This window comes from Billgrantia campisalis (genome assembly GCF_022341425.1).
Classification (GTDB): Bacteria; Pseudomonadota; Gammaproteobacteria; order Pseudomonadales; family Halomonadaceae; genus Halomonas; species Halomonas campisalis.
This window is the reverse complement of sequence record NZ_JABFUC010000009.1, coordinates 48959-71351: the sequence shown is the minus strand read 5'-3', so window position 1 is coordinate 71351 and position 22393 is coordinate 48959. Positions and strand designations below refer to the sequence as shown.

21 protein-coding genes are annotated in these 22393 nt (G+C 67.4%); 12 read left to right on the top strand and 9 right to left on the bottom strand.

Annotated features, from left to right (window positions below):
• Positions 1-16 precede the first annotated feature (16 nt).
• Positions 17-502, top strand: a complete 486-nt coding sequence (locus tag HOP52_RS12150; protein WP_238977656.1) for a glutathione peroxidase — start codon at positions 17-19, stop codon at positions 500-502.
• A gap of 2 nt (positions 503-504) precedes the next feature.
• Here HOP52_RS12150 and HOP52_RS12145 read toward each other — a convergent pair whose 3' ends face one another.
• Positions 505-894 carry a DUF7079 family protein gene (locus HOP52_RS12145; protein WP_238977655.1) on the bottom strand — a complete coding sequence of 130 codons (390 nt, stop codon included), beginning with the start codon at positions 892-894 and terminating at the stop codon, positions 505-507.
• A gap of 181 nt (positions 895-1075) precedes the next feature.
• Here HOP52_RS12145 and fabV point away from each other — a divergent pair, with 181 nt between their 5' ends.
• The 3 genes from fabV to HOP52_RS12130 all read left to right on the top strand — a co-directional run bounded on the left by fabV (position 1076) and on the right by HOP52_RS12130 (position 3912).
• Complete coding sequence (gene fabV / locus HOP52_RS12140) at positions 1076-2272, top strand: enoyl-ACP reductase FabV (protein ID WP_238977654.1); 1197 nt, start codon at positions 1076-1078, stop codon at positions 2270-2272.
• 227 nt (positions 2273-2499) lie between these two features.
• Complete coding sequence (locus tag HOP52_RS12135; protein ID WP_238977653.1) at positions 2500-2700, top strand: hypothetical protein; 201 nt, start codon at positions 2500-2502, stop codon at positions 2698-2700.
• 234 nt (positions 2701-2934) lie between these two features.
• Positions 2935-3912: a GlxA family transcriptional regulator gene (locus HOP52_RS12130; protein WP_238977652.1), complete on the top strand. Its 978-nt coding sequence runs from the start codon at positions 2935-2937 to the stop codon at positions 3910-3912.
• An 8-nt stretch (positions 3913-3920) separates the two neighbouring features.
• Here the strand turns inward: HOP52_RS12130 and HOP52_RS12125 are convergent, their stop codons facing one another.
• Positions 3921-4547, bottom strand: a complete 627-nt coding sequence (locus HOP52_RS12125) for a class I SAM-dependent methyltransferase (protein WP_238977651.1) — start codon at positions 4545-4547, stop codon at positions 3921-3923.
• 178 nt (positions 4548-4725) lie between these two features.
• On the opposite strand from HOP52_RS12125, the gene HOP52_RS12120 reads away from it, so the two are divergent.
• Genes HOP52_RS12120 through astB form a run of 5 tightly spaced genes read left to right on the top strand, consistent with a single transcriptional unit; the run spans position 4726 to position 10937 of the window.
• On the top strand, positions 4726-5940 hold the full coding sequence (locus HOP52_RS12120) for an aspartate aminotransferase family protein (RefSeq protein WP_238977650.1): 1215 nt from the start codon (positions 4726-4728) through the stop codon (positions 5938-5940).
• Positions 5941-5990: 50 nt separating this feature from the next.
• Positions 5991-7064, top strand: a complete 1074-nt coding sequence (locus HOP52_RS12115; RefSeq protein ID WP_238977649.1) for an arginine N-succinyltransferase — start codon at positions 5991-5993, stop codon at positions 7062-7064.
• On the top strand, positions 7064-8110 hold the full coding sequence (gene astA, locus HOP52_RS12110) for an arginine N-succinyltransferase (RefSeq protein ID WP_238977648.1): 1047 nt from the start codon (positions 7064-7066) through the stop codon (positions 8108-8110). Before HOP52_RS12115 ends, astA begins: the two co-directional genes overlap by 1 nt.
• Entirely contained in the window at positions 8107-9576 is a 1470-nt protein-coding gene (astD, locus tag HOP52_RS12105; protein WP_238977647.1) for a succinylglutamate-semialdehyde dehydrogenase, read from the top strand. Before astA ends, astD begins: the two co-directional genes overlap by 4 nt.
• Positions 9577-9587: 11 nt before the next feature.
• Positions 9588-10937 carry an N-succinylarginine dihydrolase gene (astB, locus tag HOP52_RS12100; protein WP_238977774.1) on the top strand — a complete coding sequence of 450 codons (1350 nt, stop codon included), beginning with the start codon at positions 9588-9590 and terminating at the stop codon, positions 10935-10937.
• Between the two features lie 32 nt (positions 10938-10969).
• Here the strand turns inward: astB and HOP52_RS12095 are convergent, their stop codons facing one another.
• The 3 genes from HOP52_RS12095 to HOP52_RS12085 form a co-directional block, all read right to left on the bottom strand.
• Positions 10970-13114: a PDC sensor domain-containing protein gene (locus HOP52_RS12095; protein WP_238977646.1), complete on the bottom strand. Its 2145-nt coding sequence runs from the start codon at positions 13112-13114 to the stop codon at positions 10970-10972.
• A 171-nt stretch (positions 13115-13285) separates the two neighbouring features.
• Complete coding sequence (locus HOP52_RS12090) at positions 13286-14335, bottom strand: SPFH domain-containing protein (protein WP_238977773.1); 1050 nt, start codon at positions 14333-14335, stop codon at positions 13286-13288.
• A 12-nt stretch (positions 14336-14347) separates the two neighbouring features.
• Positions 14348-14845 (bottom strand): NfeD family protein, encoded by a 498-nt coding sequence (locus tag HOP52_RS12085; RefSeq protein WP_238977645.1) that lies wholly within the window; start codon positions 14843-14845, stop codon positions 14348-14350.
• A 303-nt stretch (positions 14846-15148) separates the two neighbouring features.
• On the opposite strand from HOP52_RS12085, the gene copM reads away from it, so the two are divergent.
• Positions 15149-15634: a CopM family metallochaperone gene (copM, locus tag HOP52_RS12080; RefSeq protein WP_238977644.1), complete on the top strand. Its 486-nt coding sequence runs from the start codon at positions 15149-15151 to the stop codon at positions 15632-15634.
• A gap of 138 nt (positions 15635-15772) precedes the next feature.
• On the opposite strand, the gene proX is transcribed toward copM, so the two are convergent.
• The 4 genes from proX to HOP52_RS12060 all read right to left on the bottom strand — a co-directional run bounded on the left by proX (position 15773) and on the right by HOP52_RS12060 (position 19454).
• Positions 15773-16810: a glycine betaine/L-proline ABC transporter substrate-binding protein ProX gene (proX, locus tag HOP52_RS12075; RefSeq protein WP_238977643.1), complete on the bottom strand. Its 1038-nt coding sequence runs from the start codon at positions 16808-16810 to the stop codon at positions 15773-15775.
• Between the two features lie 34 nt (positions 16811-16844).
• Positions 16845-17738, bottom strand: a complete 894-nt coding sequence (locus tag HOP52_RS12070; RefSeq protein ID WP_238977642.1) for an ABC transporter permease — start codon at positions 17736-17738, stop codon at positions 16845-16847.
• Positions 17735-18991: a quaternary amine ABC transporter ATP-binding protein gene (locus tag HOP52_RS12065; RefSeq protein WP_238977641.1), complete on the bottom strand. Its 1257-nt coding sequence runs from the start codon at positions 18989-18991 to the stop codon at positions 17735-17737. Before HOP52_RS12065 ends, HOP52_RS12070 begins: the two co-directional genes overlap by 4 nt.
• 157 nt (positions 18992-19148) lie before the next feature.
• Positions 19149-19454 (bottom strand): aminotransferase class I/II-fold pyridoxal phosphate-dependent enzyme, encoded by a 306-nt coding sequence (locus tag HOP52_RS12060; RefSeq protein ID WP_238977640.1) that lies wholly within the window; start codon positions 19452-19454, stop codon positions 19149-19151.
• A gap of 68 nt (positions 19455-19522) precedes the next feature.
• Between HOP52_RS12060 and malE the strand changes: the two genes are divergently transcribed.
• Positions 19523-20707 (top strand): maltose/maltodextrin ABC transporter substrate-binding protein MalE, encoded by a 1185-nt coding sequence (malE, locus tag HOP52_RS12055; protein WP_238977639.1) that lies wholly within the window; start codon positions 19523-19525, stop codon positions 20705-20707.
• 77 nt (positions 20708-20784) lie between these two features.
• Positions 20785-22374 carry a maltose ABC transporter permease MalF gene (gene malF / locus HOP52_RS12050; RefSeq protein ID WP_238977638.1) on the top strand — a complete coding sequence of 530 codons (1590 nt, stop codon included), beginning with the start codon at positions 20785-20787 and terminating at the stop codon, positions 22372-22374.
• The last annotated feature ends 19 nt before the right edge of the window (positions 22375-22393 follow it).

Sequence of the window (22393 nt, the reverse complement as noted above, 5' to 3'; positions counted from 1 at the left end):
CCAAGGCAGGCGACACATGTCCATTCACGACCATGAATGCCGCACCTACAGCGGCGAACCGTTCAACCTCGGGGCCCTGCAGGGGCAGGTGCTGCTGATCGTCAATGTGGCCAGCCGCTGTGGCTTCACGTCTCAGCTGCGCGACCTGGAACGCCTCTATCGTCGCCACCGCGAACGGGGCTTCACCGTGCTCGGCTTTCCCTGCAACCAGTTCGCCCGTCAGGCGCCGGAGTCGGCGCTGGACTTCTGCGCCCTCTGCTCGCGGGAGTACGGGGTGACCTTCCCGCTGATGCAGAAGGTCAAGGTCAACGGGCGCGGCGCCCACCCGCTGTTCGTGGAGCTCAAGCGCTCGGCGCCGGGGGTGCTCGGCACCACGGCGATCAAGTGGAACTTCACCAAGTTTCTGGTCGCTCGCGACGGACGCGTGCTGCAGCGCTTCTCACCGGGGGAGAACGGCGCGGCCCTGGAGCTGGCCCTGGAGCAGGCGCTGGACGAGCATTGAGCTCAGTGGGGCGTCTCGCCGCGGGCCACCATCACCCGCAGCATGAGCTCGTTCCAACGGTGGCGCGTCATCATGGTGGTCAGTCCCGAGAACAGCGACCAGCTCGTGCGTCGCCAGCCCTTGAGCCGCAGGTTGTGGGCCACCAGGCGCTGCATCAGCTTGTATTCGTCGAAGTGGCGCCATTCGCCGGCCATCGACATCTGGTTGCGCGCCAGTACCGGCGCCAGCTCGATGCGAAAGACCCATTCCAGCTCGTTCAGGGTCAGGTCGTGGCGCTCGATCACTTCCACCATGCGTGCGAAATCGCGCTCGCTCGGCTCGCGGTCCAGCCACAGCGGGGCCAGCGCCAGCCACAGCTCGCCGCGTTCATCGACCAGCGTCTGAGCATCCATCGTCATCTCCTGCCTGCGCGTTACCCGGGAAAGGCATCCTGCCCCACTCCCGGGCGCGGCTCAAGAGCGGACAGGACAAGGGCGGACAGGAAGGGTGGCGGCCGCTAGAATATCGCCACAACCTACTTTACTCGCTCGGGTGCCGCCCGTGGGGCGCCCGACATCAACAATGAGGTCAGTCGTGATCATCAAACCCAAGGTTCGCGGTTTCATCTGCACCACTACCCATCCCGTCGGCTGCGAGAAGAACGTGCTCGAGCAGATCGAGGCGACTCGCGCCCGCGGCCTGAACACGCAGCAGGGACCCAAGAAGGTGCTGGTGATTGGGGCTTCCAGCGGCTACGGCCTGGCGGCGCGTATCACCGCCGCCTTCGGCTACGGGGCCGACACCCTGGGGGTCTTCTTCGAGAAGCCCGGCAGCGAGAAGAAGCCCGGCACCGCCGGCTGGTACAACAGCGCCGCCTTCGACCGTTTCGCCAAGTCCGAGGGGCGCTACAGCCGCTCGATCAACGGCGATGCCTTCTCCCATGAGGTGCGCGACAAGGCCATCGAGCTGATCCAGCAGGACCTGGGGCAGGTGGACCTGGTGGTCTACTCGCTGGCCTCCCCGGTGCGCAAGTTGCCCGACTCCGGTGAGCTCAAGCGCTCCAGCTTGAAGCCGATCGGCGAGACTTACCGGGCCACCGCCATCGATACCAACAAGGACACCATCATCGAGGCCGAGGTGGAGCCCGCCACCGAGCAGGAGATCGAGGACACCAAGGCGGTGATGGGCGGCGAGGACTGGGAGCTCTGGATCGACGCCCTGGACAAGGCCGGCGTGCTGGCTCCGGGGGCGCGCAGCGTGGCGTTCAGCTACATCGGCACCGAGATCACCTGGCCGATCTACTGGCACGGGGCCCTGGGCAAGGCCAAGGAGGACCTGGACCGTGCCGCCGGTGAGATCGATGCCCGGCTCAAGGCCACCGGTGGCGGGGCCAACGTGGCGGTGCTCAAGTCGGTGGTGACCCAGGCCAGCGCCGCCATTCCGGTGATGCCGCTGTATATCGCCATGGTCTACAAGGTAATGAAGGAGAAGGGCCTGCACGAGGGCACCATCGACCAGCTCAATCGCCTGTTCGGCGAGTGCCTCTACGGCAGCGGCTGCGTCACCGACGAGGTCGGCCGGCTGCGCCTGGACGACTGGGAGCTGCGCGACGACGTCCAGCAGGCATGCAAGGCGCTGTGGCCCAAGGTGACCACCGAGAACCTTTTCGAGATCACCGACTATGCTGGGTACAAGCACGACTTCCTGAAGCTGTTCGGGTTCGGTCGCGACGACGTGGACTATGAGGCCGATGTGAACCCGGACGTGAGCTTCGATGTCGTGACTGTATAGTCCCGGCGAATCAGGCTCCGTGCCCGATTGGCCGGGCAGACACCCCATGGAAGCGCTGAACAAATCGCCGAGCGAGATGAAGCGCAAGGCGCCCGGAGCACAGGAACCGGAGCATATGGGGTATATGTGAGGATTCCGACCGGGCTGGCGCACCAGCACCGCGCAACGCAGCGATTCGCTCGCGTAGGCATTTGTGCAGTGTTTCCCTAAGCCGATGGAGAGCCGCGATGGATACCAGGGAAAGCAAGACGCCGGAAGAGGAGCGCCAGCACCTCAAGGAAGTGAGGCAGCCGGAGGATTTCGAACACCCCGAGCCGGACGAGGACCAGCCGGAGGCCAAGCAGCCGCCCCAGAACCTGCACTGGGTCCTGCTGGTGGCGGCGTTGATCGCCGGTGCGATTCTGATCTTCACGCTGGTCTGGCCCTGAGGGAATCGCTGAACAAATCGCCGAGCGAGATGAAGCGCAAGGCGCCCGGCGCACAGGAACCGGAGCATATGGGGTATATGTGAGGATCCGCCGGGCCGGCCGCCGCGGGCCCGGGGGAGCCGCCTGACCTGAGCTGCCGGAACGGGGAGTCTCGCTGCTCCGCCCGGCGCTCGGCGCAGCCCCTGCCAATCGAGTAAGATCACAGCCTCGATTCGGCTCACGGCGCTGCGTTCCATGCCCGATACTTCCAACCCGCTATCCACATCATCGTCGTCCCGTCGGGTCGGCGTGCTGACCCTGCCGGGCTTCTCGCTGCTGGCCCAGGCCTGTGCGCTGGAGCCGTTGATGGTGGCCAACCAGCTAGCCGGCGGACGCCTCTACCGGGTGCAGGCCTTCAGCGCGGGGGGGCGCGAGGTGCCCAGCCTCGCCGAGCTCAGCCTGGCCGCCGGCCAGCCCTTCGAGACCGTGCCGGACACCCTGGACATGCTGGTCGTGTGCGCCCCGAGCCCGTTGCCCGCCGGCGATGAGTCGCTGCCGCTGGCCTGCCTGCGCCGCCTGGGACGCAGCGGCACGGTGCTGGTGGGCGTCGGTGGCGGCACCGAGCTGCTGGCGCGCGCCGGGGTGCTGGACGGCTACCGCGCCACCCTGCCGTGGCAGCGCTTCGCCGCCTTCACCCGGGCCTTCCCGCGGGTGAGACTCTCCCAGCAGCTGTTCGAGATCGACCGGGACCGCCTCACCTGCGGCGGCGGTACCGCGGCGATGGACATGATGATGACCCTGATCGCCGCCCATCACGGCAGCGAGTTGGCCGAGCGCGTCTCCGAGCACTTCGTGCTGGAGCGCATTCGCATGGCCGACGAGCCCCAGCAGGTGCCCCTGCGTACCCGCCTGGGGCACGCGCCGGCGCAGCTGGTGGATGCGGTGCAGCTGATGGAGGCCAATATCGAGGAGCCGCTGACCACCCATGAGCTGGCCGAGCATCTGGGCATCTCGCGCCGCCAACTGGAGCGGCTGTTCAAGAAGTACCTGCAGGCGGTGCCCGGCCGCTACTACCTCGACCTGCGCCTGCAGGAGGCGCGGCGCCTGCTGCGCGAGAGCGAGCAGCCCGCCGGGGAGATCGCCCTGAAGACCGGCTTCTCCTCGCCGGCCCACTTCTCCACCGCCTACCGCAACCATTTCGGGGTCACCCCCCGGGAAGAGCGGCTGAGTTGAGCCGATGCTCAGTCACCGGGTGCCTTGTGCGCCAGCAGGGTGCGAAACAGCGACCCCATCAGCACCGGCCGGTCGAGGGTGACGGTGAAACCGGCAGCCTCCAGCAGCGGGCGCGCCTGGCGGGTGATATCGGTGGCAATCGCCGAGGTCAGGGCGTTGAGCGCCCGGCGCGCCACCCCGGCGGGGCGCTCGTCGGCCTGGAACTTATCCATCACACACAGCTGGCCGGCATCGTTCAGGACCCGGTGGGCCTCGGCCAGGCCCTCCTCGGGATGCGGCATCACTGCCAGGATCAGGTGCATGATCACCACGTCGAAGTGGCCGTCGGGATAGTCCAGCGCCTCGGCGTCCATGACCCGACAGACCACGTCCATCCCCAGGTGCTCGGCGCGAGCTTCCAGGCGCTTGACCATGGCCGGTGACAGGTCAGTGGCATGCAGCTCCACATCGCGTGGCAGCCAGGGGAGGTCCAGTCCGGTGCCGGCGCCTACCAGCAGCACGCGCATACCGGGCTGCCAGTCCACCTGCTCCAGGGAGACCTGTCGCGCCTTGCGAAAGGCACGATCGGCCACCGCATCGTAGAACGGCGAGTAGAGACCGTAGCGGATTCGGTTCCAGCGGGTGGTATTGAACATGGGACGCTCCTTGACCGACGGATTGTCAGCCTAGTCGATCCTGGCCTGCGGTGACGACAACCTGCGTCCACAGCCTTTTTCACAAGTCGGGGTCCCATTGCTGAAAGCCGCCGGAGGCCAGTCTCCCTATACTCGGGTGACACCTCGCTTCGCTTTTTTCGATGGAATGGAGACCGACATGAGCCAGACCCCGACCCGCGCCGACTTCGATCAGTACATGGTGCCCAACTACGCCCCCCAGGCCGCCATCCCGGTGCGCGGTGAGGGGAGCCGCCTGTGGGACCAGCAGGGCCGCGAATACATCGACTTCGCCGGCGGCATCGCGGTGAACTCCCTGGGCCACTGCCACCCGGTGCTGGTCGAGGCGCTCACCGAGCAGGCGGGCAAGCTCTGGCACCTCTCCAACGTCTACACCAACGAGCCGGCGCTGGCGCTGGCGCGAAGCCTGGTGGAGCGCACCTTCGCCGACAAGGTCTACCTGTGCTCCTCCGGCGGTGAGGCCAACGAGGCGGCGCTCAAGCTGGCGCGCCGCTGGGCCCATGACACCGCCGGTGAGCACAAGCACCGTATCGTCTCCTTCTCGCAGTCGTTCCACGGCCGCACCTTCTTCACCGTCAGCGTCGGCGGACAGCCCAAGTACTCCCAGGGCTTCGGGCCGGTGCCCGGCGGCATCGTCCACGGTGAATTCAACGACCTCGACAGCGTGCGCAACCTGATCGATGACGACACCTGCGCGGTGATGGTGGAGCCGATGCAGGGCGAGGGCGGCATCGTGCCGGCCACCCCCGAGTTTCTGCAGGGGCTGCGCGACCTCTGCGATGCCCACGATGCGCTGCTGATCTTCGACGAAGTGCAGACCGGTGCCGGCCGGACCGGCAGCCTCTTCGCCTACATGGAGTACGGCGTGACGCCGGACATCCTGACCAGCGCCAAGTCGCTGGGCGGCGGCTTCCCGGTGGGCGCCATGCTCACCACCGACCGCATCGCCCCCTCCATGGCCATCGGCACCCACGGCTCCACCTACGGCGGCAACGCCCTGGCCTCGGCGGTGGCCCTGGCCGCTATCGAGTATATCGATACCCCGGAGGTGCTCGAGGGCGTCAAGCGCCGCCACGACCTGTTCCGCGAGCACCTGGAGGCGATCAACCGCCAGCACGGCGTGTTCCAGGAGATCCGCGGCATGGGCCTGCTGATCGGCGCCCAGATGGCCCCCGAGTACGAGGGACGCGCCAAGGACATCCTGCCGCTGGCCCTGGAGGAGGGGCTGATGGCGCTGATCGCCGGGCCCAACGTGCTGCGCATGGCGCCGTCGCTGGTGATTCCCGAGGCGGATATCCGCGAGGGCATGGAGCGCCTCGAGCGTGCCGTGGCGCGACTGGTGGCTGGACAGTGAGCCCCGGCCGCGCCGTGCCAGACGCCGCAACCCGACCCGGAGACCCTGCCATGATGGTTGTACGCCCTGTGCGGTCGGCCGACCTGCCGGCCCTGGAGCGGCTGGCGGGCAGTGCCACGCCGCGCCTGACCAATCTGCCGGCCCACCGTGATCGTCTCGAGGAGCGTATCGCCCGCTCGCGGCAGGCCTTCGCCCGGGAGGTCGACTTCCCCGGCGACGAGCACTACGCCTTCGTGCTCGAGGACCTGGAGCGCGGCGAGGTGGTGGGCACCGCCACGATTCGCGCCGAGGCCGGTGCCAGCGAGGCCTACTACACCTATCGCCAGGAGACGCTGATCCACGCCTCCCAGCAGCTCAACGTGCGCCGTGAGGTGCCGACCCTGGCGCTCTCCCATGAGGTCTCCGAGGCGACCCTGCTGTGCGCCCTGTCGCTGGACCCGCGCTACCGCGGCACCAGCGCCGAGAGCCTGCTGCGCCGGGCGCGGCTGATGTTCATCGCCCAGTACCCGGAGCGTTTCGCCGAGATCCTGGCCATGGCCTTTCCCGGCTACCTGGACGACGCCGGCGAGTCGCCATTCTGGAACAGCGTGGGGTGCCACTTTTTCGTGCGCGACTACCACGAGATCAACTACCTGGCCGGGGTGCGCTCGAAGAGCTTCATCGCCGAGGTGATGCCGCAGTTCCCGCTCTACCTGGCGCTGCTCACGCCCCAGGCGCGGGCCGCCATCGGCCGCGAACATCCCGACCACGAAGGCGCCATGGCCGAGATGCTGGCCGAGGGGTTCCTACGCTCGCGCCACGTCGACATCTTCGACGCCGGACCGGTGATCAAGGGCGAGCGCGAGCGGCTGGCCAGCTTCCGCCGCGCCGCCTGGCATCCGGTGCGGGTGCGGCCGGCCCATACGCTGCCCGACGCCGAGCCGGCGATGGTGGCCAACCAGCGTCTGGGCGACTTCCGCTGCGTGGTGGCGCGCTATGCGCTGTCGCCCACCGGCCAGCTGATGCTATCGCCGGCGCATGCCGAGCTGCTTGGCGTGGAGGAGGGGCGGGCGGTGCTCGCCGCTCCCCTGGCCCTGCCCGGCAGCGATGACGACGAGCCCGGATTCGACGAGGGAGAGCTGTGATGCGCATACGACCGATCGCCGAGGGCGACCTGGCGGAGCTGCAGGCACTGGCCCGGGAGACCGGGGTGGGCTTCACCTCGCTGCCCGATAATCGCGAGTTCCTGGCGGCCAAGATCGCCTCGGCGGTCGCCGCCTTCGAGGAGCGACTGCCGGTGGACCGGCGCCTCTACTTCTTCGTGCTGGAGGATGAGACCAGCGGTGAGCTGGCCGGCTGCTGCGCCATCGAGGGGCAGGTGGGGCGCGAGGTGCCTTTCTACCACTACCGGCTGGGGACGCTCGCCCACTCCTCGGTGCAGCTCGATCTGCACCGCACCATCGATACCCTGTTCCTCAGCTCCGACCACACCGGCGATGCCGAGGTGGCCTCGCTGTTCCTGCGGCCCCAGTATCGCGGCGCCGATCGCCGCCACCAGCGCAACGGCGCCCTGCTGTCGATGATGCGCTGGCTGTTCATGGCCGAGTTTCGCGACCGCTTTCCCGACAAGGTGCTGGCGGAGATGCGCGGGGTCTTCGACGAGCGCGGCAAGAGCCCCTTCTGGGAGTGCCTGGGCAGCCACTTCTTTCCGCTGGACTTCGACGAGGCCGACCGCCTGACGGGGCTCGGCCAGAAGAGCTTCATCGGCGAGCTGATGCCCAAGTTTCCGATCTACACGCCCTTCCTCTCGGAGGAGGCGCGGGCCTGCATCGGCCAGGTTCACGAGCACACCCGCCCGGCCCTGGCCATGCTCAAGAAGGAGGGGCTGCGCTGGGAGGGCTTCATCGACATCTTCGACGGCGGCCCCACGGTGGAGGCCTACATCGACGATGTGCGCGCGGTTCGCAAGTCGCGGCGCTGCCGGGTGGAGGTCGAACCGGGGGGCGAAGACCCGGCCGCGCGGCCGCGCTGGCTGGCGGCCACCACCGGCATGGCCGGCTTTCGCGCCGCCTGGGTCGCCCGCGGCCCCAACGCAGACGACATCATCACTCTCAGCGCGCAGGAGGCCCGTCGGCTCGAGGTCGCCGCCGGCGACATCCTGCGCGTACTGGACACCGAGGAGACACCATGAAGGCCACCCAGCAGCTGTTGATCGATGGCGCCCGCCAGGCCGGCGAGGGACCGGGTTTCATCAAGTACGACCCGGTGTGCGGGGAGACCCTGTGGCAGGGTGCGGCGGCCTCCGAGGCCCAGGTCGCCGCGGCCGTTGCGGCCGCTCGTCAGGCCTTCCCGGCCTGGGCGCGCACCTCTTTCGCCGAGCGCCAGGCGCTGGTGGAGCGCTTCCGCGAGGTGCTGGAGTCCCATCGCGAGGTCCTGGCCCGGGCCATTGCCGGTGAGACCGGCAAGCCGCTGTGGGAGGCGCGCACCGAGGTGGGGGCGATGATCGGCAAGGTGGCGATCTCGCTGCGCGCCTACCAGGAGCGCACCGGGGAGCGCGAGCGCGACCTGGGCGATGCCCGCGCCGTGCTGCGCCACCGCCCCCACGGGGTGATGGCGGTGTTCGGCCCCTATAATTTCCCCGGCCATCTGCCCAATGGCCATATGGTGCCGGCGCTGCTGGCCGGCAATACGGTGGTCTTCAAACCCAGCGAGCAGACCCCGCTGACCGCCGACCTGGCCCTGGCCTGCTGGCAGGAGGCGGGCCTGCCGGCGGGGGTGATCAACCTGGTGCAGGGGGCCGCGTCGGTGGGCCAGGCGCTCTCGGCCCACCCCGACATCGACGGCCTGCTGTTCACCGGCAGCGCCAAGGTAGGCGGGCTCTTGCATCGCCAGTTCGCCGGCCAACTCGACAAGATCCTGGCTCTCGAGCTGGGCGGCAACAACCCCCTGGTGGTCAAGGACGTGCCCGACCAGGACGCCGCCGTGCTGACCATTCTGCAGTCGGCGTTTCTCTCCGGCGGCCAGCGCTGCACCTGCGCCCGGCGGCTGATCGTGCCGGAAGGGCAGGTGGGCGATCACCTGCTCGACGCCCTCAGCGACGCCATGGCCCGGCTGCGCGTGGCCGGCCAGTTCGATGAGCCGGCTCCCTTCTACGCCGGCCTGGTCAGCGTCGAGGCCGCCGACGGCCTGCTCAAGGCCCAGGACGACCTCGAGGCGCTGGGCGGCACTGTGCTCTCACGCATGGAGCGGCAGCGCGAGGGCACCAGCCTGCTGTCGCCAGCGCTGATCGACGTGACCGGCCTGCCGGTGCCCGACGAGGAGCACTTCGGCCCGCTGCTCAAGGTCTATCGCTACCGCGACTGGGACGAGGCCCTGCGGCTTGCCAACGATACCCGCTACGGCCTCTCCGCCGGCCTGATCGGCGGCGAGCGCGGCGACTGGGACGATTTCCTGGTGCGTATCCGCGCGGGTATCGTCAACTGGAACCGCCAGACCACCGGCGCCTCCGGTGACGCCCCCTTCGGCGGAGTGGGCGACAGCGGCAACCACCGGCCCAGTGCCTATTATGCCGCCGACTACTGCGCCTACCCGGTCGCCTCCATGGAGAGCGAGGACCTCCACCTGCCCGATCAACTACCGCCGGGAGTGACGCTGTGAGCCAGTCAGATATGAACTACCGTGAGGTCAATTTCGATGGCCTGGTGGGGCCGACCCACAACTATTCGGGGCTGGCCCTGGGCAACGTGGCCTCCATGACCCACGAGGGGCTGGTGGCCAATCCCAGGGAGGCGGCGCTGCAGGGGCTGGCCAAGATGAAATCGCTGATGGACGCCGGCTACGCCCAGGGCGTGCTGCCCCCCCAGCAGCGGCCTGACCTGGGTGCCCTGCGGGCACTGGGCTTCACCGGCAGCGACGAGCGGGTGCTGGCGCGGGCCGCCGGCGAGGCCCCGCAGGTCCTGCGGGCGGTCTGCTCGGCCTCCAGCATGTGGACCGCCAACGCCGCCACCGTGACGCCCAGCGCCGACGCCGCGGACGGCCGGGTGCACTTCACGCCGGCCAACCTGCAGTCGAGCTTCCACCGCTTCCTCGAACCGGCCACCACCGGCCGAGTGCTGGCGGCGATCTTCCGGGATCCATCCCGCTTCGCCCACCACTCGGTGCTGCCCGCCACCCCGGCGTTCTCCGACGAGGGGGCGGCCAACCATACGCGGCTCACCGGCAGCCACGGCGAGCCCGGCGTGCACCTCTATGTCTACGGCCGTCAGGCCTTCGGCTGGGGCAGCGAGCCGGGCGTGGCGCCCCGGCGCTTCCCGGCCCGCCAGACCCTGGAGGCGAGCCAGGCGGTGGCCCGCCAGCACGGCCTGGGCGAGTCGCAGACGGTGTTTGCCCAGCAGCATCCCGACGCCATCGACGCCGGGGTCTTCCACAATGACGTCATCTGTGTGGGCAACGGGCCGGTGCTGCTCTACCACGAGATGGCCTTCCTGAACGAGCAGGCAGTACTCGACGAGCTGCGTGCCAAGCTGGCCACGCCGCTGATCCCGGTGCGGGTGCCGGTCGAGGCGGTGAGTCTCGCCGACGCCGTGGGCTCCTATCTGTTCAACTCCCAGCTGCTCTCCAACCCGGACGGCACCATGACCCTGGTGGTGCCCGGCGAGTGCCAGGAGAACGAGGCGGTGTGGCGCACCCTCCAGGACCTCCTGCTGGCGGGTCCCAACCCCATCGGCGAGGTGTTGGTCAAGGACGTCAAGCAGAGCATGCGCAACGGCGGCGGCCCCGCCTGTCTGCGCCTGAGGGTGGTGCTCAGCGAGGCCGAGCGCGGCGCGCTCACCGGCAGGGTGCTGCTCGACGACGCCCTCTACGGCGAACTCACCGCCTGGGTCGAGCGCCACTACCGCGACCGCCTGGCCCCGGCGGACCTGGCCGACCCGCAGCTCGCCGCGGAGTCGCTCACCGCCCTGGACGAGCTGACGCGCATCCTGGCGATCGGCGCGGTGTACCCGTTTCAGTTGGGGTGACCCAGCAGCGGCACTATTTGTTCAGCGCTTCCCTAAAGGAAGACATACACCGTGACCACGAAGAAGGCCCCGTGCAGCAGCGGCCAGAACAGCAGCTTGGGGATCAGGTTGTCGCGGTAATGGAAGAAGCGATTCTCGTTGGTCGTCGCCAGCATAAAGGCGTTGAAGGAGACGGCGACGATGGTGAAGTAGGTGATGAAGAAGAAGAATTCCAGGTACATGATCTGTTCGGCAACGTAGCGGCGACGGACGTCGATATGAGCGAGCAGGATGACAAAGAAGATGGCGGTGGTGGTCGCCAGCACCTTGATGGTGTTGAAGCCGTACAGGTCGGCGCGGACCTTGTCCCGGGTGTCGATCGCCAGCATCGCGAACAGCATGAGCGCCGCGACAAACAGGGGGATCAGGTTGGAGATGAAGGCATCGGTGATATTGCGCCGCAGGGTGAGATTGTAGGTCAGCTCCGGGAAGTCGCCCACCTTGGCACTGTTGCGTATCCCCAGGTCGCTGCGGTAGTCGTGGAAACGGTAGGCAAAGAAGCTGCGCTGTAGCTGCCAGCCTGGCAGCCTGAACCCGGTCTCGACTCCCGGCAGCGATGTCGGGTGGATCAGGCGGTATGCTCCCAGTTCCGGTACCAGCACGACGTTGCGTGCCATGTCGGGATGCCAGACGCGCAGCTTCAGGGTCTTGACGTCGATGGGGAAGCGGGAATAGTCCATGGGCTGATGCACGCTGGACTTGAAAAACCAGCCGACCACCTCGGCATCCCCCTCGCGGAAGCGGAACAGCTCCTCGCGGCGGTCCAGCGTGGGAATCGCATCGGGAAAGAAGATGCCGCGTTGCACGTCATCATGGTCGGGTACGGTATAGCGTTGCCAGGCGAACCCGGTCACCACGAAGTCGTGGGGCGACTCGAACCGGATGGCCTGAACGAACACGCCGGTGGGAATCTTGGCCGTTGGTGCATAGGGCTGGTGCTGTGCCGTTTCCTCATAATCGTCGAGGTAGCTTTGGACGCCGGCAAGGTCGACCAGCATGACCGCCTCCGGCGGGTCGCGGCCGGCCTCGGCGAACTCCTGCAGCCAGATATTGGCCACACCGACCAGGAACAGCAGGGCGATGGCAAAGCTCCCGCTCCACAGCATCGGTTTGGAGCCCAGCCGATAGGAGGCCACCATGACGATCAGGCCGATGGCACCGATGATCAACACGATGGTGATGGCGATTTGACGCTGCTTGTGGGCAGCGATATCGAGCGGTATCTCGTCGGTGAAGGCGACCACGGCCAGGGACCAGTTCGTCGCCGTGATCGGGCCATAGTAGATACGGGAGTCCTGTCCGGTGAGCTCGTTGGAGTGGTCGATCACGCCGCTGCGCTGGTCGGTAGCCTGCTCCGCCAGCCACATCAGTACCGGGTCGTAGAGCTGCGCGGCGATATCGTACAGGGACCGCCCCTGGCGCACGTAGTCCCGCCGCGGGTGCGCCACGAAAGTGCTTTGGTCGGTGATGACAAAGGCATAGCCGGTCTGGCCCAGGTCCAGGGCGCCGACCAGGCCCCAGATATCCTCGATCGAGTAGTCGATGCAGACGGTGCCGTCGGCCCCGGGACCATCGAGCACCCGCTGCTCCTCGGGGAGTCGAAAGGGGATGCAGTAGAGGGCGAGCATCGCCTGGCTGGCCTCGCCGAAGAAGGGCTCGTGCCAGCGCGCATAGGTGATCCCTTGGCGGAACCATTCGTGCTCGGGCTGGGTGTAGTCGTAGACGTCATCGACCCGCAACATCTCGTGAACGCCATTGCGCTTGACGATATAGGGCGCATAGAGCCGCTGGTCCGGGGCGTAGGCATAGGGTCGAAACATCACGCCCACGCCGAACACCTCGGGGTGGCGCTCCACCAGGGCCTCGAGTCGAGCCTCGATCTGCTCGACCGGCAACTCGCCGCGGGCCAGATCGGAGGCGATTCCGTAGGCCAGGTCGGAGAGGAGGCGCAGATCGGTATTCAGTGACTCGGCGGCCTCCACGGCTTCAAACTGGATTCGGTCCAGCCACGCATCGGTAGTCTGCTGCCGCTCGTTGCGGTCCACCCAGCCCAGCCCGGCAGCGATGGAAAAGCCGAGCATCGCCACGAGCAGGGCGAGGCCGAAGACCGCACGGGCTGGGCCGGGGGGAGGCAGCATCCTGTGCCTCCTTAACGGATTGCCGGCGGATGCTTCCGTGGCCCGCGCTCCTGGGGAGCATGGCCTTGCGCTATCAGTGATTCCAGTGGCTGCGACATCGTTTGAGCCCCTTGGTACGGCACCTTTGATCAGGATAGCACTACCGGCCGTTTAGCCGGCGCTGGCAAGTGCTCAGCCGCCGCTGGCGGCGCCGCCCACCACACCGCCGCGCAGGCCGCCGTGGTTGCCGCCGCTCTTCAGGTGGCTGGCGACGGTATCTTCCGGCGAGCCGGCCATCTCGCGGAACATGCCCATGGAGCCGAGCAGGGCGGAGGACTCGTAGGGCACGAAGACCCGCTCGCCGTCCTTGGCCATTGTCGGCAGCACCTTGATATAGCTCTGTCCCAGCAGGTAGCCCACCACGGTGCGCTTGTTCTCCTCGCTGTCGCCGATGGCGTTGAGGACCAGCTTGATCGACTCCTGCTCGCCCTGGGCGCGCAGGATGGCGGATTCCTTGTCGCCCTGGGCGTTGAGGATCGCCGATTCCCGCTGGCCCTGGGCCATGGCGATGGCGGCGGACTTCTCGCCCTCGGCTTCGGTGACGGTGGCGCGGCGCTTGCGCTCGGCGGCCATCTGCAGGCGCATCGCCGACTCCACCTCCTCGGGCATGGCGATGTCCTGCACCTCGACCCGCGAGATCTTCACCCCCCACTTGGAGGCGGCCTCTTCCATGGCGGCCTGGATCTCGTTGTTGACCTCGGCCCGGGACTCGAACAGCTTGTCGAGCTCCATCTTGCCCACCACCGAGCGCAGGGTGGTCTTGGCCAGCACCTCCACCGCCTGGCTCATGTTCTCCACTTCATAGACGGCGCGCTTGGGGTCGATGATCTGGTAGTAGAGCGCGCCGTTGATGTTCACCGTGACGTTGTCGGTGGTCACCACCGGCTGGCCCGGGAAGTCCATTACCGTTTCACGGCGGTCGATACGCGTCTCGTTGCTGGTGATGGCGTGGTAATCCTCACCCATCTTGCGGTAGCGAATCATGGTGATGGCGCGGGGCTGATCGATGAAGGGCACGATGATGTTGATGCCGCTCTCCAGCACCCGGTTGAAGGAGCCCAGGCGCTCGATCACCATCACCTCGGACTGGCGAACGATCACCAGCCCCTTGGCTATGGTCAGAATGCCGATGATGACGATGATCAGGGCGATGATCAGCCCCGGGCTGATGGGAAGGTCCATATCCATGCTGGGTTACTCCGTGTCTTGGGTGGCGCGCTGGGATGGCGCCGTTTGGGCTAGGCGGACGATGGCAGTGGTGCCGTCGAAGGCCAGGAAAACCACTCGAGTGCCAGGTGGCAGCTCGGTCTCACCGCTTTTTTCATCAGCGTCGGCGGCGACGCGCAGCCGATAGAAGTCGCCGTTGATCTTGATGCCACTGGCGCCGTCGAAGTCGCGCTTGAGGGTGGTGTAGGTGCGGCCCTTCTCCACTCCCGTGCCGGTGGTGCCGTAGGCCACCCCGCGGGGTGAGAACCAGGGGCGGATTTTCCACACGGCGAGCGGGACCAGCACGCCGGAAAACACGCCCATGCCCAGCAGCTGCCAGGGCAGTGACAGCCCCAGGCCGGCCAGCGTGGCGGTCAGGGCGGCGGCGACGGCCAACGCCAGCAGCACCAGGCCGCCGGTGGACAGCTCGGCAAGGCCCAGCAACAGGGCGATGATCAGCCAGATGACGGCGGGGTTCCAGTCCATGGGCATTCCGTTGAGCGGGGCAGGGTGAGACAGGGCTTACATAAGGGCAATTATCAACGAGGGTAGCCGGTTATGGGGCGGTGGGCTATGGCTGTCTTGGGCAATACTGCCCTGTGCCGTCTGTCACACTCCCCAGGCTTGCCCCAACTGACTTCAAGCCGCACGGAGGGGCTGGTGCACGGGAACCCATTCCGACCTTGGGGCTCCAAGCAGGGCTGGCGATCCGCTTGACCCTTGTGCGGCCCACATGGACGAGAATGAGGAGAGCGCCAACATGTCGACCCACCTGCAAGGAGTCCCGAGATGACCCATCGACAGACCCGCACGCCGAAGCACAAGGATGAGATTCGCGCCATCGCCGCCGGCCGCCCCCAGACCGGGCTCGGTGGGTGGACAGCGGTGCTGGGCGCGGTCGCCCTGGCCGGGGCCGCGCTGCTGGCCCAGCCGGCCACCGCCGGCAGCCACGGTGATGACCATGGCCACGGCGACCATGGCCACGCCCATAACGGCGATGAGCATGCCGACAATCCCGCGGTGCAGGCCTACCGGGAGGCCAATGACCGCATGCATGAGGGCATGATGGTCGGCTTCACCGGCGATGCCGACGTGGACTTCGCCCGCGGCATGATCCCTCATCACCAAGGGGCCATCGATATGGCCAATATCGTGCTCGAGCACGGCGAGGACGAGGAAATCCGCCAGCTGGCGGAGGAGATCATCGCCGCTCAGGAGGAGGAGATCGCCTTCCTGCGTGACTGGCTCGAGGCGCGCGGCCACGCCGTGGACTGACCGCCATCGGCGCCAGTGCGATCCGCATCAGCCGGGCCGGCTGCCGAGGACATCGCGCAACGCCCCCGCCGATAGGGCAGGGGCGTTGCGGGTCATCTGATGCCGCAGCGTCCGCCTAGCGCGGACGTGGGGCCAGCGTTATTCGGCCGCGGCGCGTGCCGCTGCCAGCCACTCGTCGACGGTATCGCGGTTCTCGGCGATCCATTCGGCGACCAGCGGCCGAACCTGGGCATCGGTGAGGTCCTGCTCGTCCATGGTACCGTCCACCTCGCTGATCCACTCCAGCGGCAGACGCACCTGGCGGAACAGCTCGGCGGCGGCCGGGTTGGCTTCGAGGAAGGCGTTGTTGGCCGCCACCTGGATATCGGCGGCGACGAAGCCCATCTCGACGGGGTCGCTGACCGCGCCCTCGACGCCCTCGGCGCGCTCGGCCTCGTCCTCGACGATGCCCGGTGCGTTGATCCACATCACATCCTCGCCGGGTACCAGGGAGAGCAGCCAGGCGCTGGGCCCCCAGGTGTAGTAGAGCGCCGGCTCACCGGCCTGGATGCGCGACAGCGCCTCGGCGAAGTTGGCGGCGTAGCCCGCATCCACGTGGTTGATGTGGTCGCGCAACTCGAAGGTGTCGAGCATGGCGTTGATGCCCTCGTGGCAGCCCCAGCCCGGCGGGCAGCCGAACAGGTCGGCCTTGCCGTCGCCGGTGGCATCGAAGGCCGCCTTCACCTCGTCGCGGGTGAAGTCGTCGATACCGGTGATGCCGTACTCCTCGATGGAAGGGATATCCACCAGATAGCCCTGGATGCCGCAGGCCGGGCAGTGCGGGTCGAAGAGGGTGGCAACCTCGTCGAAGTTGTCCGGCAGCTGCGGGTTGTGCAGCGGGAACCAGCCGTTGGGCCAGTAGTCGGCGTCACCTTCCGAGACCGCCAGGTAGGCCACCGGGTTGGAGAGTGAAATGGGAGTCTGGACGTCGTAGCCGAGCTCCTCGAGCAGTTCGACGAAGGCCCAACTGACCGGCACCGCCGAGGTCCAGGTGGCCACGGCGGGCTGCACCCTGACGCCCTCGCCGGGACGCTGCTCGTCTGCCGCGGCCTGGCTGCCCAGACCCAGCAGGCAGGCCGCGGACAGCGCCAGGGTGGCGTGCTTCAGCGGATGACGATGTGTCGCTGTGGTGTGCATGTCATGCCTCCTATATCACAGGTTGCAATTGAGACTACTTGCTCTTGCCGGGCGCTTTCTCGCCCAGTCCCTGGGTGATCCGGTCCAGCACCATGGCCAGCAGCACGATGCCGATGCCGCCGACGAAGGCCTGGCCGATGTTGAGCCGTTCGAGCCCGGCGTAGACCTCCAGGCCGAGGCCCCCGGCGCCGATGATGGCGGCGATCACCACCATCGAGAGTGCCAGCATGATGGTCTGGTTGAGCCCCGCCATTACCGTCGGCAGGGCCAGCGGGAACTGCACCTTCCAGAGGATCTGGCGCGGGGTGGAGCCGAAGGCCTCGGCCGCTTCGATGTACTCCGTCGACACCTGGCGGATGCCCAGGTTGGTCAGGCGGATCATCGGCGGCATGGCGAAGATGATGGTGGCGATCAGCCCCGGCACGTTACCGATGCCGAACAGCATCACGGCGGGGACCAGGTAGACGAAGGGCGGGGTGGTCTGCATGATGTCGAGAATCGGCCGCATGGCGTTGGCGAAGCGATCGCTGCGCGAACAGAGAATGCCCAGCGGCAGGCCGATCAGCATGCAGAACAGCACTGCCGTGATCACCAGCGAGAGGGTCACCACCAGGGCGTTCCAGACGCCCATGAAGCCCACCAGGGCGAGGGCGATGAAGCTGAACAGCCCGACCCGCCAGGAGGCGGCTCGCCAGCCGATCAGGAAGATGCCGACCAGGAACAGCCCCGGCGGGATGGCTTCCAGCGCTGTCTGGATCAGCTCCATTGCGCCGCGCACCGGGGGGCTGAGATAGCTACGGAAGAAGTCGCGGAAGTTGCTGACCACCCAGTTGACCGCATCGGTGATCCACTGGCGCACCGGCAGGGCCTCGAGCAGCCCGAAGGGGTCGGTGATCAGCTGGCGCAACAGCTCGAGAATCTCGCTCATGAGGATGCCTCCTCCGCTACCGGCAGCGACTCACTGTCGGCGCTTGGCCCGCGCTTTTCGAGGATGCCGCGGATCAGCTGGAGCTCGTCGATCAGCCCGGTGACGCGGCCCTCGGCGTCGGTCACCAGCGTGGGCAGGGCGGTGCGGGTACGGCCGCGCAGCACCTGACGCAGCACCGTCTGGTGTGGGCAGAGCATTAGCAGGTCCTCGCGGCGGGCGCCGCGGGCCTCGCGTTCGAGCGCCTCGTCGAGCGAGCGGATCTCGAGGCGCTGCCCGTTCAGCCGCGCCTCCTGGAGCCGGCCCTGGTCGTCCAGGCCATAGTGCAGTGCCGGCAGGTCGTCCGCGGCGACGAAACGCAGGCCGTCGGCCTCGCTTACCGTCCTGAAGGTCTGGCTGTCCAAGGGCTGGGCGATGGTGCCGGCGGTGATCACCGCCGTGGGGTCGGCGTGCTCGACGAAGCGGGCCACGTACTCGGTACGCGGGTTGACCAGGATCTCCTCGGGGGTGCCGAGCTGAATGATTTCCCCCTCCTCCATGATGGCGATGTGATCGCCGATGCGCATGGCCTCGTCCAGGTCGTGGGTGATGAACAGGATGGTGCGGCCCAGCTGCTGCTGGATCTTCTTCAGCTCCTGCTGCATGTTGACCTTGATCAGCGGGTCCAGGGCCGAGAAGGGCTCGTCCATCAGCAGCACGCTGGCGTCGGTGGCCAGCCCCCGGGCCAGCCCGACCCGCTGCTGCATACCGCCGGAGAGCTCGGATGGGTAGGCATTGCCCCAGTCGCCAAGCCCGACCATCTCCAGCATCTCCCGGGCGTGGCGATGGCGTTCGTCGCGGGCCTTGCCCTGGACCTCCAGTCCGTAGGCCACATTGTCGAGCACGCTGCGGTGGGGAAACAGCGCGAAATTCTGGAAGACCATGCTCATATGGTGCTTGCGCAGCATGCGCAGACGCTCGTCCGAGAGCCCGGTAATCTCGACCTCGCCCTCGTCGGGATGCTGGAAGAAGATGTGGCCTGCGGTGGGTTCGAATAGCCGGTTGATGCAGCGAATCAGGGTCGACTTGCCGCTGCCCGAGAGGCCCATGATGACGAACACCTCGCCGGGCTCGACGGAAAAACTGACATCGTGGACCCCCACCACCTGCCCCGTCTCGGCCTGAATCTCGCTCTTGCCCTTGCCCGCCTCCAGAAGCGGCAGCGCCGTTTCCGGGGCCGGGCCGAAGATCTTGGTGACGCCTTCTGCGCGTATCAAACCAGTACCTCCTGCGCTTTCGGCACTGTCCCGTTTGACTGGAACAGTGCCGTAGTGTTCAAGGGGGTGTGGTGGGTTGTTTAAGATTCCATGTTAAAGAGTAGCTTAATTTATGCTGTCTGCATGATGCGTGTCAGCACCAAGTACCACAAGCCGGTTAGAGCCCCAGCCGCTCCTTCACCCGGCCGAAGGCGGCCAGGGCGTACTCCAGATCCTCGCGGCTGAGCGCCGCCGACATCTGGGTGCGGATGCGCGCCTTGCCCTGGGGCACCACCGGGTAGGAGAAGGCGATCACGTAGATGCCCTCCTCCAGCATGGCGTCGGCGAAGCGGCCGGCGGTCGCGGCGTCGTGGAGCATCACCGGCACGATGGGGTGCTCGCCGGCCCCTACGCCCCCGGCATACGCCTTGTCCTCCTCCCGGGGGGAGGAGGCGGGCTTGCCGCCCAGCGGCGAGGCTAGCAAGGTCGCGGCGCCCTGCGTTGCCGCGATCCCTGACAACTCACCCATAACAACCAAGGGGCATGACACCCATGAGCATCACCCGCCGAACCCTGCTCCCGCTGCTCGCCGCCGGCACCCTGGGGCTGAGCGCCCAGGCCCTGGCCTTCCAGGACGACCGCCTGACCATCTGGATGGGCGACAACAAGGGCCCCGAGGGGGTGCGCCAGGTGGCCGAACGCTTCACCGAGGAGACCGGTATCGCGGTGGAGATCGTCCACCCCGATAACCTCACTGACCGTTTCCAACAGGCCGCCGGCAGTGGCCAGGGCCCCGATATCGTGATCTGGGCCCACGACCGTATGGGCGAGTGGGCCCAGAGCGGCCTGCTTACGCCGATCACCCCCGCCAACGGCTTCCGCGAACGCTACTTCGACTTCACCTGGCAGGCCACCCAGTGGAACGGCGAGACTTACGGCTACCCCATCTCCGTGGAGTCGCTGGGGCTGATCTACAACAAGGCGTTGGTGGAGACCCCACCGGAGAGCTTTGCCGAGCTGATGGCGCTCGACGCCGAGCTTGCCGCCGAGGGCAAGAAGGCGATCCTCTTCGACTACGGTGAGCCCTACTATGGCTGGCCGTTGCTGGCCGCCAACGGCGGCTATCCCTTCCGCCTCACCGCCGAGGGCTTCGACGTCGAAGATATCGGCGTCAACAACGCCGGGGCCATCCAGGGGGCCGAGCTGCTCCTCGAGCTTATCGATAGCGGGGTGCTGCCCCGGGGCACCGACTATGGGGTCATGGATACCCGCTTCAATCGCGGCGAGGTGGCCACCATGATCAGCGGTCCCTGGGCCTGGAATAACCTGCGCCAGAGCGGCATCGACTTCGGCGTAGCCCTGTTGCCCCGGGTGGGTGACGAGCGCGCCCGGCCGCTGTTCGGGGTGATGTCGGCGATGATCAACTCCGCCTCCCCCAACGACTTCCTGGCCACCGAGTTCCTGGAGAACTACCTGCTCTCCGAGGAGGGGCTGCGCACCTTCAACAGCGACGGTTCCCTGGGCGCCGTGGCCCATATGGCCTATCAGCGGGAGCTGGCGGAGAACCCCAATATCGCCGCCACCCTGGCCAATGCCGAGATCGGCCTGCCGATGCCCAATATCCCCGAGATGGGCGCCTTCTGGGCCGCCATGGAGCCGGCGCTGCAGAACATCGGCAGTGGCCGCCAGACGCCCCAGGAGGCCCTGGACGCCGCGGCCCGCCGCATGCGCCAGTAAGCACGCCATCCCCACGCCACTTGCCGCCGGCGGCGATCCGCCGGTGGCCTCGCCGGCTCGTTTCACAGGTCATGCCCATGTACACCACCAACGCCTCCCGCGGCCTGCCCCGGCACCGCTCGCGCCACCTCACCGAACGCTACGGCCGCTGGGCCGGCCGCGCCCTGATCGCCACCCTGGTCATCGCCCTGATGTGGCTGGTGCTGGCCTTCCACCTCAACGGTCAGTGGATGTTCGCCCTGCTGTTCCTGGTGCTTGGTAGCTCGCTGGCGGTGGTCTTCACCAAACGCAGCCTGATGAGCCACCGTTACATCTTTCCCGCGGTGGCGGGGCTCGGGGTCTTCGTGATCTTCCCGCTGCTCTATACCATCGGCATCAGCTTCAGCAACTACAGCTCCAGCAACCTGCTCAGCGAGGAGCGGGTGCGCGCCCAGTTGCTCTCGCGGACCTATCAGGCCGAGGGGGCGGCCTTCGACTTCGCCCTCTATCACGATGGCGAACGGGTGCGCCTCTACCTGCACGGCGGCGACCTGACCCCCGAGGATGACCTCCCCGAGGCGAGCCAGGGCTTCGTCACCGCGCCCCTCAACCTGGAGAACCCCGAGCCGCGTCGGGTGGGCCTGCAGGCGGCGGACCGGCCCCCCGTTGGGGAGCCGCTGCCGATGCGCGAGGTGATCGCCGCCCGCGGCCTGCTCCAGGGCCTGACCCTGCTGGCCCCCGAGGGGCCGGAGCTGCGCATGGCGGGCCTGCGCCACTTCGCCCCCATCCTCGACCGCTATGAGGCCCGCGCGGACGGCAGCCTCTATGATCGCCGCGACGACCGGGTGTTGACGCCGGACCCGGAGATCGGCTTCTTCGTCACCGACGACGGCGAGCGCATCACCCCGGGATGGCCCGTCGCCGTGGGCCTGGACAACTACACCCAGATCTTAACCGACCCCGATATCCGCGGGCCCTTCCTGCAGATCTTCGTCTGGACCTTCGCCTTCGCCGGCCTCACCGTGCTCTTTACCCTGGTCGTCGGCTTCGTGCTCGCCTCCCTGCTGCAGTGGGATCAGCTGCGCGGCAAGGCGATCTACCGGACGCTGCTGATCCTGCCCTATGCGGTACCGGCCTTTATCTCGATCCTGATCTTCAAGGGCATGTTCAACCAGCACTTCGGTGAGGTGAACATGATCCTCGAGACGCTGTTTGGCATCCGTCCCGAGTGGTTCACCGATCCCTGGCTGGCGCGCACCATGCTGCTGATCGTCAATACTTGGCTCGGCTACCCCTATATGCTGCTGCTCTGCATGGGGCTGATCCAGTCGATTCCCCGCGACCTCTTTGAAGCCTCGGCGGTGGATGGCGGTGGCCCCATCACCAACCTGTGGCGCATCACCCTGCCGCTGATCCTCAAGCCGCTGACGCCCCTGCTGATCGCCGCCTTCGCCTTCAACTTCAATAACTTCGTGCTGATTGCCCTGCTTACCGGCGGCAACCCGGACATCCTCGGCGCCAGCACCCCGGCGGGCACCACCGACTTGCTGGTCAGCTACACCTACCGCATCGCCTTCCAGGATGCCGGCCAGAACTTCGGCCTGGCGGCGGCCATTGCCACCCTGATCTTCCTGCTGGTCGCGGGCCTCTCCTGGCTCAATCTGCGGCTCTCCAAGGTCAAGGTCTGATTCACACGGTCAAAGGAGC